The sequence below is a fragment of the Arhodomonas aquaeolei DSM 8974 genome (assembly GCF_000374645.1).
Lineage (GTDB): Bacteria > Pseudomonadota > Gammaproteobacteria > Nitrococcales > Nitrococcaceae > Arhodomonas > Arhodomonas aquaeolei.
The window spans coordinates 71,371-89,107 of sequence record NZ_KB894806.1; the positions used below are offsets into that span (position 1 = coordinate 71,371).

Consider the following 17,737-nt stretch of genomic DNA (forward strand, 5'->3'; position numbering starts at 1 on the left):
GAGGCCGTATGCGCAAGCTCTTCGTTGCCCTGCTGCTGCTGCTCGCGAGCATCGCCGCCGCGCTGTGGCTGCGCGACCACCAGGGGTTCGTGATCATCAAGGTCGGGGCCTGGTCGGTGCAGACCAGCCTCGTGCTCTTCGCCGGCATCCTGCTGGTGGGCTGGGCCGTCCTGGGGCTGGTCTGGACGCTGCTGGCGCGGCTGTTCGCCACGCCCCGCGGCATGCGCCGGTGGGTGCAGGGGCGGCGGCGCAACCGCAGCCGCGAGCGTCTGGTCAACGGCCTCATCCAGCTCGCCGAGGGCCACTACGAGCAGGCCGAGCGCATGCTCACCCGCCAGGCCGAGGCGGACGGGCTGGGGTTGTTCCACTACCTGCTCGCGGCCATCTCCGCCCATCGCCGGGGTGACAACGAGTCCCGCGACCGCTTCCTCAGCCTGGCCGACGAGAGCGAGTCCGGCGCCGAGGTCGCGGTCGGCCTGGTTCAGGCCCGGTTCCAGCTAGACGCCCGCCAGCGCGAACAGGCCCTGGCGACGCTGTCCTGGCTCCACGAGCGCGCGCCGGGCAACCGCCAGGTCCTGGCACTGCTCTACCGCTGCGTCACCGAGCTGGAGGACTGGGAGCGCGCCCGCGAGCTGCTGCCCCAGCTGCGTCGCCACCAGGCCCTGCCCGCCGACGAGCTGGACGCGCTGGAGACGCGCCTGGCCACGGAACGGCTGGATGACGCGGTGGCCCCGGGGGCGGAACAGAGCCTGGCGTCCATCTGGCAGGGCCTCACCCGGGCCGAGCGTCGTGACCCGGCGCTGCGTGCCCACTACGCGCGTTGCCTGATCCGCTCCGGGGAGTCGGCCGCCGCTGCCGAGCTGCTCAAGGGCTGGCTGCGTCACGACTGGGACGACCGCCTGGTCACGGCCTGGGGGGAGCTCGAGGAGGTGCCCGGCGACCAGGGCTTCGCCCAGGCGGAGCGCTGGCTGAACCATCGCCCGGACGATCCCGTCCTGCTGCGTACCGCCGGGCTGCAGGCATTGCGCGGCGGTCTGTGGGGCCGGGCGCGGAGCTGTCTGGAGGCGGCCGCCGCCCGTGACGACGACGCGCTCACGCACCGCCTTCTCGGTGACCTCTACCAGCAGCTCGGCGAGCCGGAGCTTGCCCGGCGTGCCTGGCACCGGGCCATGGATGCGGGCCTCGGCCGGCCCGCGGTTACCGTGCCGGCACTGCCGCCGCGTCAGGCCGCGGACGGTTCCGACGTCGCAGAAGAGGCGGGGGCGTCCTCGTCCGCCTAGTGCAGGCGTTCTCCGGCGGCGGTGCGGGTGCGCTGCCGCCGGCTGCGGCACCGGTGTTTCGCGGTCGTCCGCCCCCGCTCCGGCCTCGCCTGGGCGCAGTACAGGGCAATCACCGAGGCGTGCTGCAGCAGCGTCGGTACCGCCTCGGCCTCGACGAGGTGGTGGGCGATGGCGTTCGCCTCACTGCCGGAGGACATCCGTCCGTGCAGGCGCAGGAACGCCGCCTCGTCCGCGCCCAGACACGGGCAGGGCGTTGCGTGGAAGCGGATGGTGCGCCGGCCGTAACGGGCGATGGTCGCCATCAGTGCACGGAAGTGCCGGCGCATGATGTCGCCGTCGGCCGGGGCCGGCGCGTTGCCGAGTTCCGCGTCCACCGCCCGGGCCAGCGCGTCCGGCTCGTACTGCAGGGCGCAGGCCGCGCTGCGGAACGCGCGCAGCAGGTATTGCTCGAGCGGTTCCAGGTCCGCTGTCCGTCCCACCGTATCGCTGGACATCGCTCATCTCCGTTGGTGCGAGTGCCCTGACTTTAATCGCGAATGAGAAGCGAGTGCAATAATAACACCGGTATACGCTAACAATTCTCGTTTGCGTTTTTGCCGATCGCGCTATAGCCTTGTGCCATTCGATCGAGGCCTTCACGGGGAGGGAGGAGGATGTCGGGTACGGGCGACGACGAGGCCCTGCCGCGGACGCCACCGCGCGGCGACCGGGGCGGCGGCCCGCGCCGGATCGACGCACGCTGCCTGCTCGGCAGCGCCGGCGAGGCCATCATCGTGCACGGGCGGCAGGAATACCGCCTGCGGCGCACCAACAGCGACAAGCTGATCCTGACGAAATGACCCCGCACCCCGCGGGGGAGGACAACCCACTCGAGTCCGAGCCAGCCAGTGCCGCGTCCCCGTGGCCGCCAGCCAGGACCGCGGAACCTGATCGGGAGACAGGTTATGCACGGCTGGACGAAAACGGGAACCGGTGCGGCGGTCATGCTCGCGCTCACGGCGGCCGCAGCGGCGGCGGATAGTGACGATGTGGCGCCCCCGCTGGAGCTGGATTACATCTCGGTGACCGCGATGCGTACGCCCATCGAGGCCTTTGACTATCCGGGGATGGTGAGCGTGGTGGATTCCGGGACGATCCGTGAGCGCCAGCCGTCGACGCCGGACGACATCCTCGGCGATCTGCCGGGGGTCGAGTTCACCGGCGGGCCCCGGCGTACCGGCGAGGTGCCCAGCATCCGTGGGCTCGCCGGGGCGGACGTGGTGGTGACCCTGGATGGCGCCCGCCAGAATTTCCTCTCCGGCCACGACGGCCGGTTCTTCGTCGACCCCTCGCTGCTGCGCGAGGTCGAGGTCGTTCGCGGCCCGGCCTCCTCGCTGTACGGCAGCGGCGCGACCGGGGGTGTCATCGCCCTGCGGACCCTGCGCGCCGAGGACCTGCTCGCCCCGGACGAGCATGCCGGGATATGGCTGCGCGGCGGCTACCAGGGCGTGAATCACGAGCGCCACGCCGGGGTTACCGCCTACGGCCGGCCGCGGGACGATCTCGGCGTGCTCGCCAGCATCACCCGCCGTGATTCCGGCACCATCGAGCTGGGTGACGGCAACGAGCTGACCAACAGCGACGACGACATCGTCTCCGGCCTCGCCAAGGGGCGCTGGCAGCCCGACGAGGACAGCGAGGTCGAGCTCTCGTTCCAGCGCTTCGACAACGACGCCCGCGAGCCTAACAACGGCCAGGGTGCCGGCGACGAGAACTCGGTCGCCAAGGATATCCGCGCGGATACCGCGCGGCTGCGCTACGCCCACGACGACCCGTCCGATCCCTGGGTCGATCTCGCCGTCAGCCTCTACCGCAACGAGACCCGGGTGGACGAGCGCCGCCTGGACGACGACGGCCTCGGTCCCGAGGGCGAGCGCCTGCGCCGCCACCTGGATACCACCGGTCTGCGCCTGGACAACAGCTCGCAGACCGCGTTCGCCGGGGCGGAGACGACCGTCACCTACGGCGTGGAGGGCTACCGCGACGTCCAGGATGGGGGCGATGCCAGCGGCGAGCGCGCCGGCGTGCCGGACGCCGAGTACGACTTTGCCGCGGTGTTTGCCCAGGCGGAGTTGCGCTGGAGTGCGCCCGGCGGCATGCCCGGCGAGCTGCTGCTGATACCGGGCGTGCGCTACGACCGCTTCAAGGCGAGCGCCGACGACGTGGACGAGGACCTCAGCGACGACGCGGTCTCGCCGCGGCTGGGCCTGACCTGGAAGCCCACCCGCGGGACCATGCTGTTCGTCAACCGTGCCGAGGCCTTCCGCGCGCCCACCCTCGGTGAGGCCTATCCCAGCGGTACCCATTTCCAGATCCCCCTCGGGGCGCCCTTCGGCACGATCACCAACCGCTTCGAGAGCAACCCGGACCTCGAGCCCCAGCGCACGCAGACCTGGGAGTTCGGTGGCGGACTGCGGTTCCCGGACGTCCTCGTCGACGGCGACCGCTTCGGGATCAAGCTCTCCCACTACGAGATCCACGGCGACGACTTCATCGACACCCAGGTCCGCCAGCCATCGCCGTTCGCGGACTGCAACCCCGCGGTCCCCGGCGCCTGCGACGGCACCACCCGCTCGGTGAACGTCGCCGAGGCGCGGTTGTGGGGCGACGAGATCGAGGCCCACTACCGTGTCGGCCGGCTGCGTACGAGCCTCGGCTTCTCGCGCATCGACGGCGAGGACGAGCGCACCGGCGAGAAGCTCGGCGTGCTCACGCCGCCGCAGGTGAGCCTGTCCGCGCGCTACGAGCTGCCGGCGACGGATACCACCGTCGGTGCCCGGCTGCTCCATGCCGCGGAATTCGACGAGGTGGACGACCCGTCCGAGGAGCGGGCCAGCTACACCGTGGTGGACCTCTCCGCTACCTGGCGGCCGCGACGGCCGGCCCTGCGCGGGCTGACGGTCCGTCTGGGCGTCGAAAACGCCTTCGACGAGGCCTACTCGCGAACCTACACCGGTGCCGCCGAGCCCGGGCGCAACGTCAGGATCGCGCTGGGGTACCGGCTGTCATGGTGAAGCGACCGCAGCACCCACGCCCCGGGCGTCCCGGACGCACCGTGCTGGTGGCCGCGGGCGTCCTCGCCGTGCTTGCCGTGCTCGCGGCCAGCGGCGTGCGCGCCGCCGATCGGCCCGAACGCGTGGTCGCCATCGGCGGGGCGGTCACCGAGATCGTCCACGCCCTCGATCGCATGGACGCGCTGGTCGCGGTGGACAGCACCAGCACCTATCCGCCCGAGGCGACGACGCTGCCGGACGTCGGCTACATGCGGCGGCTCTCCGCCGAGCCCATCATCGCCCTGGCGCCGGACCGGGTGATCGCGATGGCCGATGCCGGGCCGCCGGTGGTCTTCGAACAGCTGCGGGAGGCGGGCATCGCCGTCACCCGGGTGCCCGACCGGTCGAGTCCCGGCGGGGTGCTGGAGAAGGTGCGTGTTGTAGCCGGTGCCCTCGGTGTCGAAGGCCGCGGGCGGCGGCTGGTTGCGCGGCTGTCCGCGGACTTCGCGGCCCTGCGCCGCCGTGTCGCCGATACGAGGACGCGCCCGACGGTGCTCACCCTGATCGCCGCCGGCCCGGGTAACCTGATGGCCGCCGGGAGGGGGACGTCCGCCGAGGGCATCGTCCGACTGGCCGGCGGCAGGGGCGCCGTTACCGCCTACAGCGGTTTCCGGCCGCTGTCCGCGGAGGCGGTGATCGCCGCCTCGCCGGACTGGCTGCTGCTCACGCGCCGTGCGCTGGACGCGCTGGAGGGGCGCGAGGGGGTGCGCGCGCATCCGGTGCTGGGCGCGACACCGGCGGCCCGGCAGGGGCGCGTCGTGTCCATGGACGCGCTGTTGCTACTGGGCTTCGGGCCGCGCACGCCGGCCGCCGCGGGACGGCTGGCGGAGCGGCTGCATCCGGCGTCCTCCGGCGGAGACCGCTGACGGTGGCGGCGGTGGTCACGGCCGCGGACACCGGTGGGGATGCCCGGGAGCGGCGCCGGGTCATCGCGATCGCTGCCGTGTTTGCCGCGTTGTGGGGCGCGACCATCCTGGCCGGCCTGTCCGTGGGTGCGGTGGCCGTTCCGGCGGACGAGGTCGTGACCATCCTCGCCCGGAGCGCCGGCCTGCCGGTGGCGCCGGCGGTGCCGGCGCACGAGACCGTGGTGACCGTGATCCGTCTGCCCCGGGTGGTGCTGGGCACGGCCGTGGGCGCGGCGCTGGCGCTGGCCGGGGCGGCCCTGCAGGGGCTGTTCCGCAATCCGCTGGCGGACCCGGGGCTGATCGGTGTATCCACCGGCGCCGGGCTGGCGGCGGCCACCGCCATCGTCTTCTCCGCTGCGCTCACCGCGGTACTCCCCTTCCTGACGCCGGTGCTCGCGGTGCCGGCGGCCGCCTTCGCCGGTGGACTGGCGGTGACCTTCGCGGTCTACCGCATCGCCAGCACCGAGGGGCGCACGGACATCCCCACCCTGCTCCTCGCCGGCGTGGCGGTGAACGCCATCGCCGGCGCCGCGATCGGGCTGTTGGTGTTCGTCAGCGACGACCAGGCCCTGCGGGACCTCAACTTCTGGATGCTCGGCAGCCTTGGCGGGGTCACCTGGGCGCGGTTGGCACCGGTACTGGCGTTCATCGTGGTGCCGGCGCTGGCGCTGATGCGCTTCGCCGGGGAGCTCGACGCCCTGCTGCTGGGCGAGACCGAGGCGTTGCACCTGGGCTTCGACGTGGAGCGCAGCAAACGCCGGATCGTCGCCCTGTGTGCCCTGGCGGTGGGGGCCGCGGTGGCGCTGACCGGGGTGATCGGCTTCGTCGGCCTGGTCGTGCCCCACCTCGTGCGCCTGAGCGTGGGGGCGCGCCACCGTCTGGTGCTGCCGCTCTCCGCCGTGCTCGGCTCGGCGCTGCTGCTTGCCGCCGACCTGATCGCCCGGACCGTGGTGCTGCCCGCGGAGCTGCCCATCGGTGTGGTGACCAGCTGCATCGGCGGCCCGTTCTTCCTCTGGCTGCTGATACGCCGCCGCGGCGGCGAGGGCGGCTGATGCTGAGCGCGCAGGGGGTCGGGGTCGCCCGGGGCGGGCGCGTGCTGCTCGCGGGGGTGGACATCGCCGTGCCCCCCGGGGAGACGGTGGCGCTGATCGGCCCCAACGGGGCGGGCAAGTCGACCCTCCTGCACGTGCTCTCCGGGGCGCTGTCGCCGGACCGGGGGGCCGTGACCCTGGACGACGCACCGCTGGCGGACTGGCACCGCACGGCCCTGGCCCGACGGCGCGCGGTGCTGCCGCAGGCGCCGGCGCTCGGCTTTGCGCTGACCGTGCGCGAGGTGGTCGCCCTCGGGCGCAGCCCCCACGCGGGCATGAGCACGCCGGCGGCCGACGCCCGGATTATCGACGCCGCGCTGCGTCAGGCCGGCGTGGCGCACCTGGCGGGACGTGCCTACCCGGGACTGTCCGGCGGCGAGCGCCAGCGGGTGCAGATCGCCCGGGTGCTCGCCCAGATCGTGTCGGCGCCCGGCCGTGGCGAGGCCGGCGGGCGCTACCTGCTGCTGGACGAGCCCACGAACAACCTCGACATCGGTCACCAGCAGCGCATCGTGACCCTGGCGCGGCGGCTCGCGCGCCGGGGCGGCGGTGTCCTCGCGGTGCTCCACGACCCGAACCTGGCCGCCGCCTGCGCCGACCGGGTGGTGGTGCTCGCCGGTGGCACCGTGATCACCGCCGGGGCGCCGGCGGCGGTGCTGGACGCGGCGCTGATGCGCGAGGTCTTCGGCGTGCGGGTACGCGTGTACGTCGACGCCGACAGCGGCCGGCCGTTCGTGCGGCCGGTGTGAGCGGTTACGCTATCCCCCGACAACACCCGTTGCTGACCATGGAGGTCGTCATGTTCATCGCCATGAACCGATTCAAGGTACGCCACGGCCACGAGGAGGAGTTCGAGCGCATCTGGCGCGAGCGCGACTCCCACCTCCAGGAGGTGCCGGGGTTCATCGAGTTCCACCTGCTGCGCGGCCCGGAGGCGGAGGACCACACCCTCTACGCCTCCCACGCCCTGTGGACCTCCCGCGAGGCGTTTGAGGCGTGGACGCATTCGGAGGCCTTCCGCGCCGCCCACCGCAATGCGGGCAGGAATGCCCACGTGTACCTGGAGGGGCCGCGGTTCGAGGGCTTCGAGGTGGTCCAGCGGATGGGCCCCGCCGACGCCGGCACGGAGTCGGCGTAGGCGGGGCGGGCGCGCTCAGGGCAGCAGGATGGTGGAGCCGGTGGTGCGCCGGCCCTCGAGGTCGCGGTGCGCGCCGGCGGCGTCGCCCAGCGCGAAGCGCTGGTTGACCTCGATGCGCACAGCGCCCCGGGCGACCACGTCGAAGAGCTCGGCCGTGCTCGCGAGGAGGTCCTCGCGCCGGGCCATGTAGGTGAACAGCGTCGGCCGGGTGAGGAACAGTGAGCCCTTCTGCGCGAGGATGCCGGGGTCCAGCGGCGGCACGGAGCCCGAGGACTGGCCGAAGCTCGCCATCGTGCCCATGGGCCGGAGGCAGTCCAGAGACCCCATGAAGGTGTCCTGGCCCACGGAGTCGTAGACCGCGGCGACGCCGGCGCCCCCGGTGATCTCGCGTACCCGCTCGACGAAGTCCTCCTCGCGGTAGTTCACCGGGTAATGGCAGCCGTGGGCCTGCGCCAGGGCCGCCTTGTCGGCACTGCCGACAGTGCCGACCACGGTGGCGCCGAGGTGGTGGGCCCACTGGCACGCGATCAGGCCGACGCCGCCGGCGGCGGCGTGCACCAGCACGGTGTCCCCCGGTTGCACCCGGTAGGTGCGGCGCAGCAGGTACTGCGCCGTGAGGCCCTTGAGCATCATTCCGGCCGCCTGCTCGTCGCTGATGGATTCCGGCAGCGCTACGAGCCGGTCGGCGGCGATCACCCGGGCCTCGGCATAGGCCCCCGGTGGGCCGGCGGCGTAGGCGACGCGGTCGCCGACGGCGACGTCGGTGACACCATCGCCCACGGCCTCGACGACGCCGGCGGCCTCCATGCCCGGGGTGAACGGCAGGCCGGGGGGCGTGTACAGACCGGTGCGGAAGTAGACGTCGATGTAGTTGACGCCGATGGCGGTGTGGCGCACCCGCGCCTCGCCCGGTCCGGGAGGCGGCACGTCGACCGTCTCCCAGCGCATGACGTCCGGGCCGCCGTGCTCGTGAACGCGGATCGCGTGGGTCATCGCGGTTCCTCCCGTTGTGGCGTGGTGGCGGGCCGCGGGGCCGCCGGGAAACGACGGCGCGTCAGTGCCCGCCCGCCGAGAAGACGTCGTCGTTGGCCGCCGGTTCCGGGGCGGCGAGCCAGCCCTGGAGCTCGCGCAGGACGATGTCGCCGAGCGCGCGGATGTGGTCGTCGCGTACGTTCAGGCAGGGGATGTAGTGGAACGACTCGCCCCCTGACTCGATGAACAGCTCGCGGTTACCGATGTCGTTCTCCTCCAGCGTCTCCAGGCAGTCCGCGGCGAAGCCGGGGCAGATCATGTCCACGCGCCGGGTGCCCTCGCCGGCCAGGCGCTGGAGGGTGGCGTCGGTGTAGGGCTGCAGCCACTCCTTGGGGCCGAAGCGGGACTGGAACGTGGTCAGCCATTCCTCCGGGCCCAGTCCCAGGCGCCCGGCCACCGCCGCGGCGGTGCGCGCGCACTGTTCCGGATAGGGATCCCCTCTGTCGGCGTACTCCCTGGGGATGCCGTGGAAGGAGAACAACAGGATGTCGCCGCGATCGTAGTGCTGCCAGTACTCGCTGATCGAGGCGGCCAGCGCGTCCAGGTAGCCCGGGTGGTCGTGGTAGTCACGGACCAGACGCAGGCCGGGCACTCTGCGGCGGCGGGCCATCGCCCTGGCCACGGCATCGTAGGTGGACGCGGTGGTGGAGGCGGAGTACTGGGGATAGAGCGGCAGCACCGCGATGCGCTCGGCGCCGGCGCGCTCGAGCTCGGCAATGCCGTCCTCGATGGAGGGGCGGCCGTAGCGCATGCCCACCGCCACCGGGATGGGGCGGCCCGTGCGCTCGGCGATGAAACGGCGCACCGCCTCGGCCTGGCGGCGGGTGGTGGTCAGCAGCGGCGAGCCGTCTTCCTCCCAGATCCGCTGGTAGGCCTGTGCGGACTTGCGCGGGCGGGTGCGCAGGATGACGCCGTGGAGCACCAGCCACCACGGCAGCCGCGGCGCCTCGACCACCCGCGGATCCCAGAGGAACTCGGCGAGGTAACGCCGCAGCCCCTTTGTGTCCGGGGTGTCGGGGGTCCCCAGATTGGTCAGCAGAATGCCGATCGGTGTCTCGCTCGTCATGCCTGTCACCCGTCGCGTCCCGCGATACGCCCACCTCGGCCGGCGGGGGCTGCGCCCCCGCCGTGGCACTCACTCCGCGGCCGCTGCCTCGGCCATGGCCGCCTCGACGCTCGCCAGCGCACTCATGTTGACCACGCCCCGGACCGTGACCGACGGGGTCAGGATATGGGCGGGCTGGTTCGAACCCAACAGGATGGGGCCGACCGAGACCGTGTCGGAGACGGTCTTGAGCAGGTTGAAGGCGATGTTGGCCGCGTCGAGGCTGGGCATGATCAGCAGGTTGGCCTGCCCGCGCAGCCGCGAGTTCGGGAAAATGCGGTTGCGGATCTGCTCGTTGATGGCCGCGTCGCCGTGCATCTCGCCCTCGACCTCGAGGGTCGGGTCACGGTCCTCGATGAGCTCAAGTGCCTCGCGCATCTTCTCCGCGTTCGGCCGCGTGGAGGTGCCGAAGCTGGAGTGCGAGAGCAGCGCCACCTTCGGGGTAATGCCGAAGCGGCGGATCTCGTCGGCGGCGAGGATGGTCATCTCCGCGATCTGGTGCGGCGTGGGGTCGTTGTTGACGTAGGTGTCGCACAGGAACAGCGTGCCCTTGGGGCTCATGATCGCGTTCATGGCCGCGAGGTTGCGCACGCCGGGCCGGCGGCCGAGGACCTGCTCGACGTAGTCGATCTGGCGTTCGTAGCGCCCCACCATGCCGCCGAGCATGGCGTCCGCCTCGCCGCGCTTGACCATCAGGGCGGCGATCACGGTGTTGCGCGTGCGCACGATCTGGCGGGCGCGGTCCGGGGTGATGCCGCGGCGCTCCATCAGCGAGTGGTACAGCGTCCAGTACTCGCGGTAGCGCGGATCGTCCTCGGGGTCCACCAGCTCGAAGTCCTCGTCGATGCCGAGTCGCAGGCCGAGGCGCTTGAGCCGCATCTTCACCACCCGGCGGCGGCCGACGAGGATGGGCCGGGCGAGGCCGTCGTCCACCACCGCCTGCACGGCGCGCAGCACGCGCTCCTCCTCGCCGTCGCCGTAGACCACGCGCTTGGGGTCCTGGCGGGCGCGCTCGAAGATCGGCTTCATCACCAGCCCGGACTGGAAGACGAACTGGCTGAGCCGCAGGCGGTAGCTGGCGAAGTCCTCGATGGGCAGCGTGGCCACGCCGGAGTCCATCGCCGCCTGGGCCACCGCCGGGGCGACCTTGGTGATCAGCCGGGGGTCGAAGGGCTTGGGGATGAGGTAGTCGGCGCCGAACTTCAGCGGCTTGCCGCCGTAGGCGGCGACCACGACGTCCGAGGATTCCACCAGCGCGAGGTCGGCGATGGCCTTCACCGCGGCCTTCTTCATCTCTTCGTTGATGCCGGTGGCGCCCACGTCCAGTGCGCCGCGGAAGATGAAGGGGAAGCACAGGACGTTGTTGACCTGGTTGGGGTAGTCCGAGCGGCCGGTGGCGAGCACCGCGTCCGGGCGGACCTCCTGCGCCTCCTCGGGCAGGATCTCCGGGGTCGGGTTGGCGAGCGCCAGGATCAGCGGCCGCTCGGCCATGCGCTCGACCATCTCCGGCTTGAGCACGCCCGGTGCCGACAGGCCGAGGAAGATGTCCGCGCCCTCGATCGCCTCGCCCAGGGTGCGGGCGTCGGTCTCCGCGGCATAGACCTCCTTGCGGGGGTCCATGTACTCCTTGCGGCCCTTGTAGACGGTGCCCTTGGAGTCGTTGACGATGATGTTCTCGGGCTTGAGACCCATCGAGACCAGAAGATCGAGGCAGGCGATGGCGGAGGCGCCGGCGCCGGAGGCGACCAGCTTGACGTCCTCGAAGCGCTTCTCGACCACCCGCAGGCCGTTGTAGATCGCCGCCGCGGCGGTGATCGCGGTGCCGTGCTGGTCGTCGTGGAAGACCGGGATGTTCATGCGCTCGCGCAGCTGCTCCTCGACCTGGAAGCACTCGGGCGCCTTGATGTCCTCCAGGTTGATGCCGCCGAAGGTGGGCTCCAGCGAGGCGATGATCTCGACCAGGCGGTCCGGGTCGCGCTCGTCGACCTCGATGTCGAAGACATCGATGCCGGCGAACTTCTTGAACAGCACGCCCTTGCCCTCCATCACCGGCTTGGCAGCCAGCGGCCCGATGGCGCCCAGCCCGAGCACCGCGGTGCCGTTGGTCACCACGCCCACGAGGTTGCCGCGTGCGGTGTACTCGGCGGCCGCATCGGGGTTCTCCACGATCTCCTCGCAGGCGGCGGCCACCCCCGGCGAGTAGGCGAGGGCGAGGTCGCGCTGGTTCGCCAGCGGCTTGGTCGGCGTGACCGCGATCTTGCCCGGGACGGGGTTGCGGTGGTATTCGAGCGCGCTCTTGCGAAAGTCTTCGGACATTGTGTGGTTACCTTGATTCCCCAGTGACGTCGAGCGATGGGCGAGGCGGGCGATTATACGGCCGGGGGCCGTTCGACAACCACCTCCTCCAATTTATAGAAATATTTTCCATTTTTTCAAAGTCGATCGGCCAGGTAGCCCTCCACGGCCCCGGTAAACGCCTCCGGCGCCTCGACATGAAGCCAATGGCCTGCTTCGGGTAGCGTTTCCACTTCGTGGTTCGGGAAGTATCCGGCGATGGCCCGGCGACCGTCGTCATCCACGTACGGCGAGCGTCCGCCGTGGACGAACAGTGCCGGGCCGTCCCAGCGGCCGTCGAGCGCCGGCCAGCCGAGGATGTCGGGCAGTGCCCGGCGCAGGATCGCCAGCGGCAGCCGCCAGTCCCAGCCGCCGTCGGCGCGTTCCAGGTTGGTGAGCAGGAACTGCCGGATGGCCTGGCTGTCGATACGCGCCGCGAGCTGGCGGTCGGCGTCGCTGCGGCTGCCCACGTCCGCCAGCTCCACCGCCTGCATGGCGGCGATGATGGCGTCGTGGTCGTTGTCGGCGTAGGCCACCGGCGCGATGTCGGCGACGATCAGCCCGCGGACGAGCGCCGGGCGGGTCAGGGCCAGCGCCATCGCGACCTTGCCCCCCATGCTGTGACCGAGCACCACCGCCGGGCCCTCCGTTTCGGCCTCGAGCATGCGGGCCACGTCCGCGGCCATGGCCGGGTAGTCCATGCGCCCGCTGTGCGGCGAACGGCCGTGGTTGCGCAGGTCGGGCACGATCACCCGGTGGTCCCGGGACCAGCGCCGGGCATAGCGGCGCCAGTTGGCCCCGGAGCCGTAGAGGCCGTGGAGCAGGACCAGCGGCGCGCCCTCGCCGCTGACCTCACGGTGGAGCTCGATGATGTCGTCGTTCATGGTCCCTCGTTCATGCGGGTTCGCCGGTGACGAGCTGCTGGGCGGCGCCGGCCTGGCCGAGGTTGCGCAGCTCCTGGAGCGCGACCCCGAGCATGGGCAGGTCGACCTGCGCGGCCTTGCGCAGCTCGGTGATGGTCTGGGCGAGGCGCTCGACCATGGCCTTGTTGTCCCTTATCCAGTGCTCCAGGCGCTCGGCCGGTGGGGTACCCTCGTCGCCGCTGCGTAGCACGCGCACCGCCATGCGCCGGAGCTGGACGAAGAACTCCTCCTCCATGCCCGCGCGGTAGCGCTCCTGCCAGGGATCGTCCACCGGGTGCTCGGTGATCGCCTCGCGCAGCCATCCCAGCTCCAGGCGGGTGCCGGCGGTGTAGTAGACCTCCGCGGCCTCGCGCAGGCGCGCGCCGGTGTCGCTGGCCACCTTGACCAGGTCGAGGGCGGCGTAGAGTGCGTCCAGCCGGGCGACCCGGCGGCCGAGCTCCTCGGGCACGCCCTCGTTGGCGTGATCCTCGACCTCGGTCTCCAGCAGGCGGCGGTCCTCTTCGGGCACCAGCTCGTCCAGGGTCTCGCCGAGGTGGCGCACCGCCGGCGAGATGCGGGCGACGGTCTCCTCGATGTCCAGTGGCGAGGGGAGGTTGCGCAGCAGCCACAGGGTGGCCCGCTCCTGGAGATTGCACAGCGCGTCCAGCACTCGGAGCTGGGTGGTCGCGGAGACACGGTTGTCCAGGGCGTCCACCTCGTGCCAGAGCTCGCGCAACCGGAAGATGTCCCGGGCGGCGAAGTACGCGCGGGCGGCGTCCGCTGCGTCCACGCCGGTGCGCGCACGGATGCGGAAGAGGAAGGTCGCCCCCATGCGGTTGAGTATGTGGTTGGTCACCACCGTGGCGGTGATCTCGGCGCGCAGCGGGTGGCCCTCGATCCGCTCGCGGTAGCGCTCGCGCAGCGGCTGAGGGAAGTAGCGCATGAGCTCGGCGCTGAGATAGTCGCTGGCGACCAGCTCGGAGCCGAGCAACTCCGGATAGGCTTCGATCTTGGCGTAGGCGAGCAGCACCGCGAGCTCCGGGCGGGTGAGCCCGCCGCCGACCTTGCCCCGCTCCATCAGTCCCTCGTCGTCGGGCAGGTGCTCCACCGCGCGGTCCAGTCGGCCGCCGCGCTCGAGATCGCGCATGAACCGGCCGTGCTCGTCGATCAGCTCCGCGCTATGGTGCTGGAGCAGCGACAGACCCTGGGTCTGGCGGTAGTTGTTGGCCAGCACCAGGCGGGCGACCTCGTCGGTCATGTCCGCGAGCAGGTGGTTGCGCTGCTTGGTGGTGAGGTCGCCGTCGTCGACGGTGCGATTGAGCAGGATCTTGATGTTGACCTCGTGGTCCGAGCAGTCCACGCCGCCGGAGTTGTCGATGGCGTCGGAGTTTACCCGGCCGCCGTGCATCGCGAACTCCACCCGCGCGAGCTGGGTGAGGCCGAGGTTGCCGCCCTCTCCGATAACCCGGCAGCGAAGCTCGCCGGCGTCCACGCGCAGGGCGTCGTTGGCCTTGTCGCCCACATCGGCGTGGCTCTCCTCCGAGGACTTGATGTAGGTGCCGATCCCCCCGTTCCAGAGCAGGTCCACGGGGGCGCGCAGGATCGCCGAGATCACCTCCAGCGGGGTGAGCCGCTCGCCGCCGCTGATGCCGAGTGCCTGCCGGGCGGCCGCCGAGAGCTGGATGGACTTGGCCGAGCGGGGCCATACGCCGCCGCCGGTGGAGATCCGGCTGCGGTCGTAGTCCTCCCAGCTCGAGCGGGCCAAGCCGAACAGCCGCTGGCGCTCGGCGTAGCCCGTCTCCGGGTCCGGGTCCGGGTCGATGAAGATGTGACGGTGATCGAAGGCGGCAATCAGCCGTGTCTGTTCGGAGAGCAGCATGCCGTTGCCGAATACGTCGCCGGACATGTCGCCGATGCCCACGGCGGTGAACGGCTCGCTCTGGATGTCGCGGCCGAGCTCGCGGAAGTGGCGCTGCACGGCGACCCAGGCGCCGCGGGCGGTGATCGCCATCTTCTTGTGGTCGTAGCCGCTGGAGCCGCCGGAGGCGAAGGCGTCGCCGAGCCAGAAGCCGTATTCGTCGGAGAGCTCGTTGGCGTAGTCCGAGAACGTGGCCGTGCCCTTGTCCGCGGCGACTACCAGGTACGGGTCGTCGTCGTCGTGGCGCAGCACCTGCGGCGGCGGGCTGACCTCGCCGGCGGCGATGTTGTCGGTGACGTCGAGCAGGGCGCGAATGAAGATGCGGTAGCCGGCGAGGACCTCGTCCGCGGCGGCCTGCCGGTCCTCGGGCAGCTGCTTGCAGACGAACCCGCCCTTCGCGCCCATGGGCACGATGACGGCGTTCTTGACCATCTGTGCCTTCATCAGCCCGAGGATCTCGGTGCGGTAGTCCTCGCGGCGGTCGGACCAGCGGATGCCGCCGCGGGCGACCTTGCCGCCGCGCAGGTGCACGCCCTCGACCCGCGGCGAGTACACGAAGATCTCGTAGGCCGGCACCGGCTTGGGCACGCCGGGGATGGCCCGGGGGTCGAGCTTGAGGGAGACGAACTCCCGCCGCCGGCCCTCGCTGTCACGGCGGTAGAAATTGGTGCGCAGAGTGGCCTGCACCGCGGCGAGCATGCGGCGCAGGATGCGGTCCTCGTCGAGGCTGGTGACCTCCTCGAGCAGGCCCTCGATCTCCTCGCCCAGGGCCGCTGCCGCGGATTCGTCGGCGCTGTCCGGATCGAGGCGGGCGGCGAACAGCCGGGCAAGCCGCCGGGTGATGGTGGCGTTGTTGGCGAAGGTCTCCTCCAGGTACTGCTGGCTGAACGGCAGGCCGGCCTGGCGGAGGTAGCGCGCATAGGCGCGCAGGATCACGATCTGCTCCCAGGTCAGCCCGGCGGCGAGGACCAGGCGGTTGAAGCCGTCGTCCTCGGCGCGGCGGTGCCAGACCGCGGAGAAGGCGTCCTGGAAGTGCGTGCGGATGTTCTCCGGCTCGCGCTGGCCGGCGCTCGCGTAGCGCAGGCCGAAGTCGTGGATGTAGGCGATGCCGCCGCGCTGCAGGTGTACCTCGTAGGGGCGCTCGTCGACGACCTCCACGCCCATGTGCTCGAGCACCGGCAGGGCATCGGAGAGCACGATCGGGCGCTCGTACTGGAACAGCCGCAGGCGCAGGATCTCCGGCGGTGCCTCCAGCGGGCGGTAGAGCACGATCCCCAGGTCGTCCGGCCCGCTGATGTGCTCCAGGCGCTCGACGTCGTGGATCGCCGCGCGGGGCACGGTGTCCTCGCGGTAGGCGGCGCTGAATCCGTCGCCGTAGCGCTGCAGCAGGCGGTTGCCGCGGGCCTCGCCGAAGTACTCCAGCATCGCCTCGCTGAGGTCGTCGCGCCAGCTGTGCATGGTGTGCGCCAGGCGCCGTTCGAGGTCGTCGTGGTCGTAGCTCGGCTTGCCGGGTTTGGCCAGGCGCACGATGAAGTGGATGCGCGCGAGCACGGACTCGGAGAGCTGGACCGAGAACTCGGCGTTCTCGGCGGAGAAGGTGTCGACCAGGATCGACTGCATGCGCTCGCGCACGTCCGTGTTGTAGCGCTCCCGGGGGGCGTAGACGAGGCAGGAGACGAAGCGGCGGAAGGTGTCGTAGCGCACGAACAGCCGCACGCGCTGGCGCTCCTGCAGGTGCAGGATGCCCTTGGCGGTCTCGTAGAGCTCGTCGGTGGAGGCCTGGAAGAGCTCGTCCCGCGGATGGGTCTCGAGGATGTTGATCAGCGCCTTGCCCGCGTGGCTGTTGGGCCGGAGGTTGGCCTGCTCGAGGATCTGCTCGATCTTGCGGCGCAGCAGCGGGATGGTGCGCGGGCTGCGGTGATAGGCCGCGGAGGTGAACAGCCCGAGGAAGCGGTGCTCGCCGATCACCTCGCCGTTCGCGTCGAAGCGCTTGATGCCGATGTAGTCCATGTAGCCCGGGCGGTGGACGGTGGCGCGGCTGTTGGACTTGGTCAGCACCAGCGGTTCGGGGTCGCGGGCCAGCGCCTTAACCGAGGCGGGCAGGGCCGCGAAGCTCTCCGAGCGTTCGTCGCCGCTGTGCGCGCGCAGGATGCCCAGGCCGGAGTCGGCGACCGCGCGCAGCTCGTCGCGGCGGCCCTTGCGGGACAGCTCGTAGCGCCGGTAGCCAAGCAGGGTGAAGTGATCGTCGTGGATCCAGCGCAGGAACGCCGAGACCTCCTCCAGCCGGTCCGCGTCGATGGGCGGCGGGCGGCTTTCGAGCTCGCGCATCGCCTCCTCGAGGCGGCCCAGGATGGAGCGCCAGTCACCCACGGCAAGGCGCACGTCCTCGATCACGGAGGCGATGTCGCCGCGGATGCGTTCGAGGTCGTCCTGGTCGCTCTGGCGGTCCACCTCGAAGTGCATCCATGCCTCGGGGCCGGCGCCCTCGGCCTGCTGCACGTCGGGGATCTCGGCGACCCGGTGGTCCTCGCCGCGGCGCACCGTGAGCACCGGGTGGATGATCAGGTGGATGGTCAGCCCCAGGCGGTTCAGCGCCATGGACACCGAATCCACCAGGAACGGCATGTCCGGGGCGACGACCTCGCAGACCGTGTGGGTCGACTGCCAGCCGTTCTGCTCCGCGTCCGGATTGTAGACGCGGATATGGACCTGCTCGGGGGCGCGGACCTCGCCCAGGTTCCAGTGGCACAGCGCGGCGCCGTAGAGGTCGTCCGGGCGGCGGTCGATCACGTCCTCCGGTGCCGCCCCCTCGAAGTACTGGCGCACGAACGTCTCCACCAGCGGCGCGTCCTCGCCGCTCCAGCGCTCGCCGACGCGCCCGGCGATGGTGTCGATGACTTCTTCCCGGGCTTTTTCTTCGCTCGCCTGTCGCATCGTACC

At 71.5% G+C, this 17,737-nt stretch carries 13 protein-coding genes; 7 read left to right on the forward strand and 6 right to left on the reverse strand.

What is annotated here, in order from left to right; translation table 11 throughout:
- Nucleotides 1-8 precede the first annotated feature (8 nt).
- Complete coding sequence (locus C516_RS0109045) at nucleotides 9-1,280, forward strand: heme biosynthesis HemY N-terminal domain-containing protein (RefSeq protein ID WP_018718055.1); 1,272 nt, start codon at nucleotides 9-11, stop codon at nucleotides 1,278-1,280.
- Here the strand turns inward: C516_RS0109045 and C516_RS0109050 are convergent.
- Nucleotides 1,277-1,774, reverse strand: a complete 498-nt coding sequence (locus C516_RS0109050) for a hypothetical protein (RefSeq protein WP_018718056.1) — start codon at nucleotides 1,772-1,774, stop codon at nucleotides 1,277-1,279. The genes C516_RS0109045 and C516_RS0109050 overlap by 4 nt on opposite strands.
- Nucleotides 1,775-1,933: 159 nt before the next feature.
- Here C516_RS0109050 and hemP point away from each other — a divergent pair, with 159 nt between their 5' ends.
- The 6 genes from hemP (at nucleotide 1,934) to hmuQ (ending at nucleotide 7,506) form a co-directional block, all read left to right on the forward strand.
- The gene (gene hemP / locus C516_RS0109055; RefSeq protein WP_018718057.1) at nucleotides 1,934-2,119 is read left to right on the forward strand and encodes a hemin uptake protein HemP; all 186 of its coding nucleotides are present in this window, start codon (nucleotides 1,934-1,936) and stop codon (nucleotides 2,117-2,119) included.
- Between the two features lie 105 nt (nucleotides 2,120-2,224).
- On the forward strand, nucleotides 2,225-4,333 hold the full coding sequence (locus tag C516_RS0109060; protein ID WP_018718058.1) for a TonB-dependent hemoglobin/transferrin/lactoferrin family receptor: 2,109 nt from the start codon (nucleotides 2,225-2,227) through the stop codon (nucleotides 4,331-4,333).
- On the forward strand, nucleotides 4,327-5,238 hold the full coding sequence (locus C516_RS0109065; RefSeq protein WP_018718059.1) for a heme/hemin ABC transporter substrate-binding protein: 912 nt from the start codon (nucleotides 4,327-4,329) through the stop codon (nucleotides 5,236-5,238). The genes C516_RS0109060 and C516_RS0109065 overlap by 7 nt, the downstream gene beginning before the upstream one ends.
- A 2-nt stretch (nucleotides 5,239-5,240) precedes the next feature.
- On the forward strand, nucleotides 5,241-6,329 hold the full coding sequence (locus C516_RS0109070) for a FecCD family ABC transporter permease (protein ID WP_018718060.1): 1,089 nt from the start codon (nucleotides 5,241-5,243) through the stop codon (nucleotides 6,327-6,329).
- Complete coding sequence (locus C516_RS0109075) at nucleotides 6,329-7,117, forward strand: heme ABC transporter ATP-binding protein (protein WP_018718061.1); 789 nt, start codon at nucleotides 6,329-6,331, stop codon at nucleotides 7,115-7,117. The genes C516_RS0109070 and C516_RS0109075 overlap by 1 nt, the downstream gene beginning before the upstream one ends.
- A gap of 50 nt (nucleotides 7,118-7,167) precedes the next feature.
- Nucleotides 7,168-7,506 (forward strand): heme-degrading protein HmuQ, encoded by a 339-nt coding sequence (hmuQ, locus tag C516_RS0109080; protein ID WP_018718062.1) that lies wholly within the window; start codon nucleotides 7,168-7,170, stop codon nucleotides 7,504-7,506.
- 15 nt (nucleotides 7,507-7,521) lie between these two features.
- On the opposite strand, the gene C516_RS0109085 is transcribed toward hmuQ, so the two are convergent.
- The 5 genes from C516_RS0109085 to C516_RS0109105 form a co-directional block, all read right to left on the reverse strand.
- On the reverse strand, nucleotides 7,522-8,499 hold the full coding sequence (locus C516_RS0109085; RefSeq protein WP_018718063.1) for a quinone oxidoreductase family protein: 978 nt from the start codon (nucleotides 8,497-8,499) through the stop codon (nucleotides 7,522-7,524).
- A gap of 61 nt (nucleotides 8,500-8,560) precedes the next feature.
- Nucleotides 8,561-9,604 (reverse strand): ferrochelatase, encoded by a 1,044-nt coding sequence (gene hemH, locus C516_RS0109090; protein WP_018718064.1) that lies wholly within the window; start codon nucleotides 9,602-9,604, stop codon nucleotides 8,561-8,563.
- A gap of 69 nt (nucleotides 9,605-9,673) precedes the next feature.
- Nucleotides 9,674-11,959, reverse strand: coding sequence for an NADP-dependent malic enzyme (locus tag C516_RS0109095; RefSeq protein WP_018718065.1), 2,286 nt, complete (start codon nucleotides 11,957-11,959; stop codon nucleotides 9,674-9,676).
- Nucleotides 11,960-12,075: 116 nt separating this feature from the next.
- Nucleotides 12,076-12,861, reverse strand: a complete 786-nt coding sequence (locus C516_RS0109100; protein WP_018718066.1) for an alpha/beta fold hydrolase — start codon at nucleotides 12,859-12,861, stop codon at nucleotides 12,076-12,078.
- Nucleotides 12,862-12,871: 10 nt separating this feature from the next.
- Nucleotides 12,872-17,731, reverse strand: coding sequence for an NAD-glutamate dehydrogenase (locus tag C516_RS0109105; protein WP_018718067.1), 4,860 nt, complete (start codon nucleotides 17,729-17,731; stop codon nucleotides 12,872-12,874).
- Nucleotides 17,732-17,737: the final 6 nt, after the last annotated feature.